Genomic DNA, 12027 nt, shown 5'->3' on the forward strand with positions numbered 1-12027 from the left:
GGGAAGATCATGAAACACACGATGAAAAAGGGTGCGCACACCCCTGCGCGCCAGGCTGCGCACTGGTGCGCGTTGAGCGCTGTGGCGGTAGCGCTGGCGGCATGCGGCGGGGGTGACAGCACCACCGGCGGCACAGGCCAGCAGGCCGTGCAGATGTCGCAGATATCGCCCGACGCGGCGTACGTGCAGCAAAAATCCGAAGCGCAGATACCGGCGGCAGCGCCCACCCAGCCGGGCGTGCCCATCAAGCCGGTGAAGGCCACCTCGTCGGCCGTGGAGAACCCGGGCATGTCGGCCAGCGCTGCCATCGACGGCAACCCGAACAGCCGCTGGGGCAGCACTTTCGTGGACGACGCCTGGATCCAGTTCGACTTCGGCGCCAAGGTCGATGTGGGCGCCATGAAGCTCATCTGGGAGCGCTCCTACGGCAAGGAATACGCCCTGCAGACCTCGCAGGACGGCGAAACCTGGACGCAGATCCGCTACGTCACCAGCGGCAAGGGCGGCACCGAGGAATTCCTGAACCTGGGCATGAGCGCGCGCTACCTGCGCCTGCAGGGCGTGGCGCGGGCCGGTGGCTACGGCTATTCGCTGTTCGAGGTGGAATTCAAAACCCCCGGCACGGACAACACCCAGGGCGTGGCGTCCACGTCGCCCTGGCGCTACCCCGCCAACGGGCAAGGGCTAACGCCCCTGCCGGCAGCCCCCGAGCCGGCCGAAACCACGCAGTTCCGCCTGGCCGACGGCACGCTGGTGACGCGCTTCGGCGCGCGGGCCCTGGGCCGACACGGCCGCGAGCGCGGTGAAGAATGGAACGAGATCGGCTACGGCCCCAACGACACGGTGGACCCTGCCACCGGCGCCGCGGTGGACAAGGGCCCCGGCGCGCACCTGACCTTCGTCACGCAGTACTTCCAGAACCGCACCTGGGGCATGGAGATCATCGACAACAGCCGCGTGGCGGGCGTCACCAAGCCCACGCTGGTGGTCAACCGCTACACCACGGTGGATTTTTTGCCGGGCGACACGGCGTTCTTCCGTGCCTTCGACCGCCCGGGTGTGACCGGTTACGGCTGGATGAACCCGGGCGAGCTGGTCGACCGCAACGTCAAGGTCTGCCTGCCCACGCCCTACCCCGCCAACGGGCGGCTGGCCAGCCCCGACGGCGTCAACGGGCCGTGCACGCTGCGCATCCGGCAGTACCCGGGCCACGGCGGGCTGGGCGCCGATGGTCTGCCCAACGGAACCAACGTCCCCTCGCGGGCGCTGGTGGTGGGAGACTCCATCGAAGTCTCGCCCGCCATGTTCAGCACCCGTGAATCCATGGCGGCCAAGGGCGACAGCGGCGGCATCCGCTACTACTCGGCCGAATGGCTCTATGTGGTGGGCACCGGCCTCGTGCCCTGGTATGGCGTGCAGCCCCGGCTCAACTCGGCACCGCTGCCGGTGGCCGCCCTGTCGGGCGGTACGGGTTCGGTCTCGTACAACTATTCGGACAACGGCGCGTCGATGTTCCAGCAGCCGTTCAACAACGTCGGCATGCGGAACATGCAGCGCTTCGTCGAAGGGCGCCGGCTGATCCACACCCATTTCGCCACCGGCGCGCACAGCGAGTCGGGCAACGACCCGTACCTGCCCGCCGCCAAGCTGCAGGGCACGCACTTCAACCAGTCCGTCTGCGTGGCCTGCCACGTCAACAACGGGCGCAGCCCGGCCCCCATGCAGGTCAACCAGCGCCTGGACAGCATGTCGCTGCAGGCGGCCAGCCTGGGCAGCACGGGCCAGCCACAGCCGCACGCCCGCTACGGCAGCGTGCTGCAGATGAACGCCCGCGCCGCCACCGGCGAGGCGCAGGACTGGGGCAACAGCGTGCGCGTGGCCCGGTTCGAGACGCGCGATGTGCGCCTGGCCGATGGCACCGTGGTGCAGTTGCGCAGGCCCGTGCTCGGCTTTGACGGCCCCGTTCCCGCCGTGTATTCGCTGCGCGCCGCGCCGCCCATGATCGGCATGGGCCTGCTGGAGGCCGTGCCCGAAGCCGACATCCTGGCCCGTGCGCGCACCGTGCCGGATGCCGATGGCGTCAAAGGCACACCCAACTACGTGTACGACCCTGAAAGCGGCGCGGTGCGCCTGGGCCGCTTCGGTTGGAAGGCCTCGAAGGCCACGCTGCGCCAGCAGGCCGCCACGGCGCTGCTGCAGGACATGTCGGTCACCTCCAGCGTGTACCCCTCGCGCGACTGCAACTACGGCCCTGCGGCCTGCGCAGCGGGCGAGCGCAAGCCCGGCATCACCGAGGCCGACCTGACCTCGCTGGCCAACTACCTGGCGCTGGTGGCCGTGCCCGCGCAGCGCAGCCAGGCCAGCGGATTTCCGAAGGGCGTGGCACCGCTGGACGAACACCGCGTGAACCCGCAGCAGGTGGCACTGGGCGCCAGGCTGTTCGACAGCGCGCGCTGCACGGCCTGCCACACCGCGGAGATGAAAACCGGCTCCGGGCACCTGTTTGCAGAGCTGCGCGACCAGACCATCCGCCCCTACACGGACCTGCTGCTGCATGACATGGGCGCGGAGCTGGCGGACAACTTCGCGCAAGGCCAGGCTGCGGGCTCGCTGTGGCGCACCGCGCCGCTCTGGGGCATCGGCTACACCGAGAAGGTGATGGGCGCCGGCCAGGCTGCCAAGGTGGGCTACCTGCACGACGGCCGCGCGCGCACGCTGACCGAGGCCGTGCTGTGGCACGGTGGGGAGGCCGATGCCGCCCGCCGCCGCTTCGAGGCCCTGCCCACGGCGGACCGTGAAGCGCTGCTGGCTTTCCTGCGGTCGCTGTAGTCGGTAGAGAGTCTCTAGTACAGGGTCTTGCGCTGCCGCTCCGGCAGCTCCCTGTCGTACGTTGCGCCGTCGAAGGCATCGTGCGTGATGGCCGCCAGGATCGCGCCCGGCGTGGGCACCGGGCGCGGGGTGCCGGCGGGCACGGCGTCCCACAGGCGCGAGCGCTGGATGGCGCGCGCGCACTGGAAGAACACGGTGTCCACGTCCACCACGATCACGCATTGGGGCGGCCGGCCGTTGACCACGAAGCGCGCGAGCAGCTCGGGTGCCACGCTGATGCGGGCGCGGCCGTTCACCCGCAGGGTTTCGCCCACGCCGGGAATGAGAAACAGCAGCGCCACGCGCGGGTCGGTGAGGATGTTGCGCAGGCTGTCGGCGCGATTGTTGCCGCGGCGCTCGGGCAGCAACAGGGTCTTATCGTCCAGCAGTTGCACAAAGCCCGGCGGGTCCCCGCGCGGCGATGCGTCCAGACCGCCGGGGCCGGTGGTGGCCAGCACGGCAAACGGCGCTGCTTCGATCATGGCGCGGTAGGTGGGGTGCACGTAGGGCACCTCTTTGTGCAGGGAGGCATCGCCGGGCTGGCCCATCAGCGCCTCCAGGGCGGCCAGGGTGTCGATGGCATGGGGGTCCGCCTGCGCAAGGGCGGGGCCTGCAGTGGCGGCGGTTTCGGTGGCGGGATGAGGTGGCATGGCGGTCTTGGTCGGTAGGTGATGGCAAGGATCAGGGCCGGGGTCCATGGTGCGCGAGACGGCCGCCGCTGGCAAATCACATTGGACATTGGACATTGGACATTGGACATTGGACATTGGACATTGGACATTGGACATTGGACATTGGACATTGGACATTGCAGCGCAGCATGCGTGACAACGTCTCCCCCATGCCGCCCGCCATGACGCCTCCAATGTCACCGCGCCTGCCTCCGCTCCACGAGTGCCGCGTGGCTGCAGCTGCAGCAGCAACTGCACAGCCGAAAGCCCTGAAGCCAGCGCTGACCCGTGACGCCTCACTGTCAGCGCAGCGCCTCAGCGCCTCAACGCGCGGGGCGCAGCTTCACGCCCGGAAAGTCCACTGGCACCGCCAGCGCCACGTTCACGTAGTTGGTGAACAGGTTCAGCGCCACGTGGGCGATGATCTCGACGATGTGCTCGTCGTCCAGGCCCTGGTCGCGCAGCGCCTGCACGTCGGCGGCATCGACCTGCCCGCGCTCGTTGACCAGTTGCAGCGCAAACCGCAGCACGGCGGCGGTGCGCGGGTCGGCCGATTCGCCCGACTGCGCGGCGGCCAGCGCGTCGCCGCTCACGCCCGCCTTGCGACCCAGCGCCGTGTGAGCGGCCAGGCAGTAGTCGCAGGCATTGCGGTTGGCCACGGCGACGGCGATCTGCTCGCCCAGCGCGGCACCGATGACACCACCTCCCAGGGCGCCGAAAGCGCTCCACATGCTCTGCAATGCCGCCGGTGAGTTGGCCACTGCGCGGAACATGTGGGGTGTGGCGCCGAAAGCACCGTGGATCTGGTCCAGCAGCGCGCGGGCCGGGCCGGTGGCGGTGGCGCGGTCCACCAGGGGAATGCGGGGCGAGGCGGAGACAGCAGCGGTCTGGGAGGTCATGGTGGTTTCCTTGGAAGTGATGGGAAAGAGGTTGCAGGCCGGCGCCCAGGGGGTTGGAGCACCGGGTGCTTGATGAACTCAGCACCCCTGCAGTGTCTGGCCGAGAGCCGCACCATTGGGAATGAATCATCTACAATTCATACCCATTCATCCAAAGCCACGGCCATGACCCAGAGCGACTCCACCCCGCAGCCCGCGCCGTTCGACCGGCTGTCGTCGCTGCTGGAGCGTTTTCGGGTGCGGGCGCATCTCTTTCACACCGGCCCGCTGTGCGGGGTGACGCACTTCGCGGCCGCGCCCGGGCGGGGGTTTTTGCATGTGCTGCGGCGCGGCGAGATGGTCGTCACCCACCAGCCGCTGGCCGGCCCGCCCGAGCGGCTGGAGGTGTGCGAGCCCAGCCTGCTGTTCTACGCCCGGCCGCTCGAACACTTCTTTCACAACGCGCCGGTGGACGGCTCGGACTTCACCTGCGCCGCGCTCGACTTTGACGGCGGCGCCAGCCACCCGCTGGCCCGCGCCCTGCCCCCGCTGGTGCTGCTGCCGCTGGCTGACGTGCCGGGACTGCAGCTGTCGCTGGACCTGCTGTTTGCCGAGACCGACCGCCTGCGCTGCGGCCACCGCGTGCTGGCCGACCGGCTCTTCGAGGTCGTGCTGCTGCAGTTGCTGCGCTGGCTGCTGGACCACCCCGACAGGGCGCAGATGCCGCCCGGCCTGCTCACCGGGCTGGCCGACCCGCAGCTTGCGCGCACGCTCACGGCCCTGCACGAAGCGCCCGGCGAGCCGTGGAGCCTGGAGCAGATGGCCGCGCAGGCCGGCATGTCGCGCAGCGCGTTTGCCGCCCGCTTCAAGGCAGTGGTGGGCGAGACGCCTGCGGACTACCTGGCCCACTGGCGGCTGACGCTGGCGCAGGCCCACCTGCGCGGCGGCCGGTCGATCAAGTCGATGGCGCAGGAGCTGGGCTACGCCAACCCGTCCGCGCTGTCGCGCGTGTTCGCGCAAAAGCTGGGGCTGTCGCCACGCGCATGGCTCGATGCCATGGGGCAGCCGTGACGTACGCCAGGGCGCGGTGATGCGGTAGGAAGGCGAGACGGAGGCGTGCAGGCCTGGCGGGCGCGGGCACTGCAGCAGCGTACAAGGCGCTTTTCAAGCATGAAAAATGCCTCTACCGCTCTCTGGACGAGCGCGAACAGCTATCAAAACAGTAGCGCCTATCACTTTCAGCACCCGGGGACAGTGGCCCTGAGTGGCAACGCGTGTGCATCCCCCCGCACCGCTCACACGCGGCGGCGATGGCTTTGCTTGGTGCGGTACATCGCCGCATCCGCGTTGGCCAGCAGGGTGTGCGCGTCCTGCGCATCGCGCGGGAACAGGCTCACGCCGATGCTGGGGCGCACGGGCAGCGGGCGGCCTTCGATGCCCAGGGGCACGTGGAAGGCGCGCTCGAGCTTGGCGGCGACCTGCAGCGCTGCGTCTTCGGAGTCGACGTTCTCGCACAGCACCGTGAACTCATCGCCCGCCAGCCGCGCCACCGTGTCGGACTGGCGCACCGCCCCCACGATGGTGCGGGCTGCAGCCTGCAGCACCAGGTCGCCCACCGCATGGCCGTGCGCGTCGTTGATGCGCTTGAACTCATCGAGGTCCACGAACAGCAGCGCGCAGGCGCGGCCGCTGCGGCGCGACAGCTCCAGCGCCTGGGCCAGGCGCTGCTCGAACATGCGGCGGTTGGGCAGGCCGGTGAGCGCATCGTGGTGGGCCAGGTGGGCCATGGCGTCACGGCTGGCGTTCAGCTCGGTGATCTGGCGGCCGATCTGCTGCTCCATGTCGTGAAAGCTGCGCGCCAGCTCGCCGATCTCGTCCTTGCGCTGCAGCGGCAGGTCGCTGTGGGGCCGGCCCTGCGAAAACGCCTGCGCGGCACGCACCATGGCCTGCAGCGGCTGCGTGACCAGGCGCGACACCCCTGCGGCCAGCAGCACGCCCACCGCGCTGAGCACCAGCAGGATCTTGAACACGCTGCGGCCGAGCTCCAGCACCTCGCCCTGCACCGCAGCCAGCGGCTGCGACAGCCCCACCACCATGAACCGGCCCTCACCCTCCCGCCCGAACGGCATGCGCACGAACGAGAACGCGCGCGCCTCCTCGTCGTCGGTGGCCGGCTGGCTGAACACGGCCTCCGTGCGGGCGCCGCTGATCAGCGGGGCGGCGGGCGCAAAGGTGTCCTGCACCAGAATGCGCTGCCCGCGGTCGAAGCCGAAGGCCTGGGTGGCATCGGGGTGCACCAGAAAGTCGCCCCAGCGGTTGCTCAGGAAGAAGCCATACGGCGCGGGCAGCGCTGCATGGAAGCTCTGCAAGAACCGCTGCGCCGCCACCCGCACCACCACCACGCCCCGCACCTGGCCGCCGCGTACCACCGGAGAGGCCATGCTGAAGACCGGCAGCGCCTCGGCATCGTCAGCGCCTTCGTGGTTGATGCCGAACTCCGACACATACACCTCGCCCGCGCCCAGCGCCAGGGTTTCGAACACGAAGGGGAAGTGCGCCTTCTCCTGCAGCTCGTCGTCGCCAGCGCGTATCCAGGCGTCCCCCTTGCGGTCGATGCGCACCTGCTCGAGGCCATAGTCCTGCGCCGCGATGAAGCGGATCTGCAGGTAGCTGGGGTGGGTGATCAGGCTGGCGCGGAACACATCGGCCAGCACGTTGCGGTCCTGCTCGATGCTGGCCACGCTGGCCAGGAAGGCGGCGTCCCGCGCCACTGCGCCGAAGCCCGCCTGCAGGTGCCGCGCCAGCACCTGCGTGGTGGCCAGCAGCGCCTGCTCCGCCCGCCCTTGCAGGCGCGTGCGGCTGGACTCGAAGGTGTAGTAGCCCGCCAGCAGCGCGGCCAGCACGCTGAAGGACGCGAGCAGCACGGCCAGGCGCAGCGCAATGCCCCAGGTCACGCCGCGGCTGTGGGGCGACGCCATCGTCAGAACCTCGCGGGCCGGTCGCCCGACAGGATGCGCCGCCACAGCTGCGCGCGGCGGGCTTCGTCCTCCACCGGCTCCAGCCACACGATGGCGCCGGCCGGCGCATCGCCCGACAGCGCGGGCGGCTCCTCCAGCGTGTTGGCCAGGCCCTGGCGCCGGGTGAGCTCGCGGCTCACGGCCGGCTCGAGCATGTAATCGATCCACTGCGCCGCCAAGCCCGCCTGCGTGGAGCGGCGGGTGATTGCCCAGCAGTCGAGCCAGGCCAGCGCCCCCTCGCGCGGCACCACGTAGCCCACGTCCAGCCCCGCGTCGCGCAATTGCTTGAGCTGCTGCTGGCCGTAGTTGGCATGCATGACCGCGATGCGGTGCTTGCGAAACAGCTCCAGCGATTCTTCCGGCAGGCTGTAGAACGAGCGCACGTTGCGCCGCAGCGCCACCAGGTCCCGGGCCAGCGGGCCGAACTGGCTGGCGGCGATGTGAAACGGCGGCAGCCCCCGGTACATGGCCGCCAGCGAAAACCCGTGGCTGCTGCCGTCGAACGCCAGCACCCGGCCGCGCCAGCGCGGGTCCCACAGCACGCCGATGGACTGCGGCGGAGCCGTGAACTGCTGGCGGTCGTAGATGAGGCCCATCTCCGAATAGGTGTAGGGCATGCCATAGACATCCATGCCCTGGGCCAGGCCGGCGATGGCCTGCAGGTTGCGAAAGCGCGGCAACTGGCGCTGGGCGTTGGGGATGTTGCTCAGCGGCAACGGTGCCAGCAGGCGCCGGGCTGCCAGGCGGGCGATTTCCGCCGTGTTGGCGGCCACCAGGTCAAAGCCCGGTGCGGCCGCGCCGGCCAGCTGGGCCCGCAGGACGTCGTCGGACGCTACCGTGGTGATCTCCACCTTGACCCCGTGGCGCTTCTCGAACGTGGCCACGATGTCCGGGTCCGCGTAGCCCGGCCAGGCCAGCACGCGCAGCACCGTGGCGGCCCGCGCGGGCACGGGGTGCAGCACCGCAGCGGCCCAAGGCAGCAGCGCAGCCAGGTCCCTGCGCCGCAGCGCAGAGGTGCTGGACGCGCCGACCGCCCGCCACCGTGCCATTGCCACCATGCCCGAAAGCCTTTTTTGCAATACTTGGTAACAAACAGTTTACGCGGACAATAGGCCGGTGACGATCCCCCAGTCTTTCATCCAGGAACTGCTTGCCCGCGTCGATGTGGTCGACATCGTGGGCCGGTACGTGCAGCTCAAGAAGGGCGGGGCCAATTTCATGGGGCTGTGCCCCTTCCACGGCGAAAAGTCCCCCTCCTTCAGCGTGAGCCCCGCCAAGCAGTTCTATCACTGCTTTGGCTGCGGCAAGAACGGCAACGCCATCAGCTTTCTGATGGAGCACGCGGGCATGGGCTTCGTCGAGGCGGTGCAGGACCTGGCCCAGCAAGTGGGCCTGCAGGTGCCCGACGACGACATCTCCCCGCAGGAGAAGGAGCGCGCCGCCGCTGCCCGCCAAAAGCAGGCCACGCTGACCGACGTGCTCGAAAAAGCGGGCGACGCCTACCGCCGCCAGCTGCGCGAGTCGCAGCGGGCCATCGCCTACTTCAAGGGCCGCGGCGTCTCGGGTGCCATCGCCAAGCGCTACGGCCTGGGCTATGCGCCCGAGGGCTGGCGCAGCCTGGCCAGCGTGTTCCCCCACTACGACGACCCGCTGCTGGAAGAAAGCGGCCTGGTCATCGTGGGGGAAGACGGGCAGGACAAGCGCTACGACCGCTTTCGCGACCGGGTGATGTTCCCCATCCGCAACGTCAAGGGCGAATGCATCGGCTTTGGCGGGCGCGTGCTGGGCGACGACAAGCCCAAGTACCTGAATTCGCCAGAGACCCCGGTGTTCCACAAGGGGCGCGAGCTGTACGGCCTGTTCGAGGCCCGCACGCCCATCCGCGAGCACGGCTACGCGCTGGTCACCGAGGGCTACATGGACGTGGTGGCGCTGGCGCAGCTGGGATTTCCGAACGCGGTGGCCACACTCGGGACGGCCTGCACGCCCGAGCATGTGCACAAGCTGCTGCGGTTTACCGAATCGGTGGTGTTCAGCTTCGACGGCGACGCCGCCGGCCGGCGCGCGGCGCGCAAGGCGCTCGATGGCGCCCTGCCCCACGCCACGGATACGCGCAGCATCAAATTCCTGTTCCTGCCGGCCGAGCACGACCCGGACAGCTTCATCCGCGAGCACGGCACCGAGGCCTTTGCCAGGCATGTGAGCGAGGCGGTGCCGCTCAGCCGCTTCCTGGTCGAGTCGGCCAGCGACGGCTGCGACCTGGCCACCGCCGAGGGCCGCGCCCACATGGCCAGCAACGCGCGCCCGCTGTGGTCGGCCCTGCCCGACGGCATCTTGAAGCGCCAGGTGCTGGGCGAGCTGGCGGACCTGACCCAACTGCGGGCGCAGGACCTGGCGGACCTGTGGGGCCAGGCCACGGCGCGCGAGGCACCGCGGTCATCGCACTCCGGCCACGGCGGCCCCGCGGGCGCCGGCAGCGCGCCGCCCCGGCAGGCCCCTGCGGCCTATGACCACGAGCCGCCCTCCTGGGACGCCCCGCCCGACGCGGGGTCCTGGCCGCCCCAGGGCGAGCCGGCCGGGGGATACGACGGTGGCTACCCAGGCGGCTACGGCGGCGGTGGCGGTGGCGGCACTGGACAAGGCGGCCAGGGCGGCAGCTACGGCAACAAGCCCCCGTTTCGCAAGAGCGGCGACTGGAAGGGCAACTGGAAGAAAAGGGACAAGGACGCCCCCTGGCCGCCCCAGCCCCGCCTGCCGCGCACGCCCACCGCCAGCCGCACCGACCACGCCGCGCGCCTGCTGCTGTCGCACATGGCGTTTCTGGAAGAGCTGACGCACGACGACCACGCCACCCTGTGCGCGCTGCAGCCGCCCCACGGCCCGCTGTTCAGCTGGCTGGAGGCGCAGTTCCACGAACATGGCCCCCTGGCCTGGGCGGTGCTGCGAGAGAGCCTGCGCGAGCACGAGTGCGAGGCGCTGGCTGTGAAGGTGATGACGGGCTCGCACGCCCAGACCGAAGGCGACCTGCAGGAGCTGCGCACGGAACTGCGCGATTTACTGAACCGCATGCAGGTCGAGGACATCGAAGAGCAGCAAAAACTGCTGATGCTGCAGGCCGCCACCGACGCGACCGCCCTGGAGCGCTACCGCGAGCTGGAGCACAAACGCAGGGTTTTGCTGGGCTTGGGGCCGAAGGCCGCTTGAAATACCGCCAAGAGGTATAATGTAGGGTTAGTTAGCGGCAAGAGCGACAGCAGCACCTCCGAACCGGGCCACCGTGACAAACGCGCACAACCAGCCCAACCATCGCAAGGACTGCACACCAAATGATCGCCCAGACATCTTGCCCCTGAGGGTTCCCCCTCGACCAGCGCATGCCTTTCGGGGCTCGCTGTGCCACCCGCGCCGGGATCTGTGGCGTTTGCGTTTTCTTTGTGTCCGTTTTTGATTCTGAGGTGCCCATGCCCGCTCAAAAGTCCGCGAAGCCGCCCAAGTCTGCTCCAGCTACCGCCGCCAAGGCCGTCTCCACCCCTGCTGCCAAAGCGCCCGCGAAGGCCGCGGCCAAAAAGTCCGCCCCCGCACCCGCTAGAGCGGTCAAGAAAGTCCAACCAGTGCCCGTGAAAAGTTCTGCCGAGCTGACCAAAGCTGCCGATGAATTGCTGAAGAAGAAGCCTGCCCGTGCCAAGGCAGTTGCTGCATCCGACGAAGACGATACTCCCAAGAAGCGCCCTGGCCGTCCTGCCAAGGCCGCGGGCGACGCCGACGCCAAGGCGCCCGCCAAGCGTGGCCGCAAGCCCAAGGCCGCCGCCGGCGCCGAGGAAAGCGGTGACGACACCGACCTGTCCGACATCGAAGCGGACCTGGAAGGCGAAGTCGAGGACACGCCGGAGGCCGCAGCCACGGTCGAGAAGGTCAAGCCGCTGCGCATGAAGATCAGCAAGGCGAAGGAACGCGCCTTGATGAAGGAATTCGGCCTGGACGAGACCGTCCTGTCCGAAGAAGACATGGCCAAGCGCCGCGCGCGCCTGAAGGCACTGATCAAGCTGGGCAAGACGCGCGGCTACCTCACGCACGTTGAAATCAACGACCACTTGCCCGACAAGCTGGTCGACGCCGAAACCCTCGAAGCCGTCATCACCACGCTGAACGACCTGGGCGTGGCGGTGTACGAGCAGACGCCCGACGCCGAGGCGCTGATCATCACGGACAACGCCCCCGCTGGCGCCACCGAGGAAGAAGCCGAAGAAGCTGCCGAAGCCGCACTGTCCACCGTGGACTCGGAATTCGGCCGCACCACCGACCCGGTGCGCATGTACATGCGCGAAATGGGCACGGTCGAGCTCTTGACCCGCGAAGGCGAAATCGAAATCGCCAAGCGCATCGAAGGCGGCCTGATGGCCATGATGGAGGCGATCAGCGCATCGCCCGCCACCATCGCCGAGATCCTCAACATGGGTGAAGAGATCCGCGAAGGCAAGGTCGTCATCTCGACCATCGTGGACGGCTTCTCCAACCCCAACGAGGCCGACGACTATGTGGCCGAAGAAGAGTTCGACGTATTCGAAGATGCCGTCTACGACGACGGCAAGGGCG

At 69.2% G+C, this 12027-nt stretch carries 8 protein-coding genes; 4 read left to right on the forward strand and 4 right to left on the reverse strand.

Features of this window, described 5'->3' with window-relative positions:
* Positions 1-9 precede the first annotated feature (9 nt).
* Positions 10-2829 (forward strand): di-heme oxidoredictase family protein, encoded by a 2820-nt coding sequence (locus ACIGHN_RS27300; RefSeq protein WP_396507389.1) that lies wholly within the window; start codon positions 10-12, stop codon positions 2827-2829.
* A 14-nt stretch (positions 2830-2843) separates the two neighbouring features.
* On the opposite strand, the gene ACIGHN_RS27305 is transcribed toward ACIGHN_RS27300, so the two are convergent.
* The gene (locus ACIGHN_RS27305; protein WP_396507390.1) at positions 2844-3518 is read right to left on the reverse strand and encodes a pyridoxamine 5'-phosphate oxidase family protein; all 675 of its coding nucleotides are present in this window, start codon (positions 3516-3518) and stop codon (positions 2844-2846) included.
* Between the two features lie 344 nt (positions 3519-3862).
* Positions 3863-4438 carry a carboxymuconolactone decarboxylase family protein gene (locus ACIGHN_RS27310; protein ID WP_396507392.1) on the reverse strand — a complete coding sequence of 192 codons (576 nt, stop codon included), beginning with the start codon at positions 4436-4438 and terminating at the stop codon, positions 3863-3865.
* Positions 4439-4603: 165 nt separating this feature from the next.
* Between ACIGHN_RS27310 and ACIGHN_RS27315 the strand changes: the two genes are divergently transcribed.
* Positions 4604-5488 (forward strand): AraC family transcriptional regulator, encoded by an 885-nt coding sequence (locus ACIGHN_RS27315; RefSeq protein WP_396507393.1) that lies wholly within the window; start codon positions 4604-4606, stop codon positions 5486-5488.
* A gap of 224 nt (positions 5489-5712) precedes the next feature.
* Here the strand turns inward: ACIGHN_RS27315 and ACIGHN_RS27320 are convergent, their stop codons facing one another.
* Together ACIGHN_RS27320 and ACIGHN_RS27325 are read right to left on the reverse strand one after the other, a co-directional pair.
* Positions 5713-7395: a diguanylate cyclase domain-containing protein gene (locus tag ACIGHN_RS27320; RefSeq protein WP_396507395.1), complete on the reverse strand. Its 1683-nt coding sequence runs from the start codon at positions 7393-7395 to the stop codon at positions 5713-5715.
* Positions 7396-7397: 2 nt separating this feature from the next.
* Entirely contained in the window at positions 7398-8492 is a 1095-nt protein-coding gene (locus tag ACIGHN_RS27325; protein WP_396507397.1) for a PotD/PotF family extracellular solute-binding protein, read from the reverse strand.
* 58 nt (positions 8493-8550) lie between these two features.
* On the opposite strand from ACIGHN_RS27325, the gene dnaG reads away from it, so the two are divergent.
* Together dnaG and ACIGHN_RS27335 are read left to right on the forward strand one after the other, a co-directional pair.
* Entirely contained in the window at positions 8551-10638 is a 2088-nt protein-coding gene (gene dnaG, locus ACIGHN_RS27330; protein ID WP_396507399.1) for a DNA primase, read from the forward strand.
* 257 nt (positions 10639-10895) lie between these two features.
* A partial coding sequence (locus tag ACIGHN_RS27335; protein WP_396507401.1) for an RNA polymerase sigma factor region1.1 domain-containing protein occupies positions 10896-12027 on the forward strand: 1132 nt, incomplete at its 3' end.

It is taken from the genome of Acidovorax sp. NPDC077693 (assembly GCF_044542805.1).
Classification (GTDB): Bacteria; Pseudomonadota; Gammaproteobacteria; order Burkholderiales; family Burkholderiaceae_C; genus Acidovorax.

What these genes read in the sequence shown, in the direction of transcription:
- ACIGHN_RS27300 (WP_396507389.1), top strand. Translation starts at nt 10, where the DNA reads ATGAAACACACGATGAAAAAGGGTGCGCACACCCCTGCGCGCCAGGCT.
- ACIGHN_RS27305 (WP_396507390.1), bottom strand. Translation starts at nt 3,518, where the DNA reads ATGCCACCTCATCCCGCCACCGAAACCGCCGCCACTGCAGGCCCCGCC.
- ACIGHN_RS27310 (WP_396507392.1), bottom strand. Translation starts at nt 4,438, where the DNA reads ATGACCTCCCAGACCGCTGCTGTCTCCGCCTCGCCCCGCATTCCCCTG.
- ACIGHN_RS27320 (WP_396507395.1), bottom strand. Translation starts at nt 7,395, where the DNA reads ATGGCGTCGCCCCACAGCCGCGGCGTGACCTGGGGCATTGCGCTGCGC.
- ACIGHN_RS27315 (WP_396507393.1), top strand. Translation starts at nt 4,604, where the DNA reads ATGACCCAGAGCGACTCCACCCCGCAGCCCGCGCCGTTCGACCGGCTG.
- ACIGHN_RS27325 (WP_396507397.1), bottom strand. Translation starts at nt 8,492, where the DNA reads ATGGTGGCAATGGCACGGTGGCGGGCGGTCGGCGCGTCCAGCACCTCT.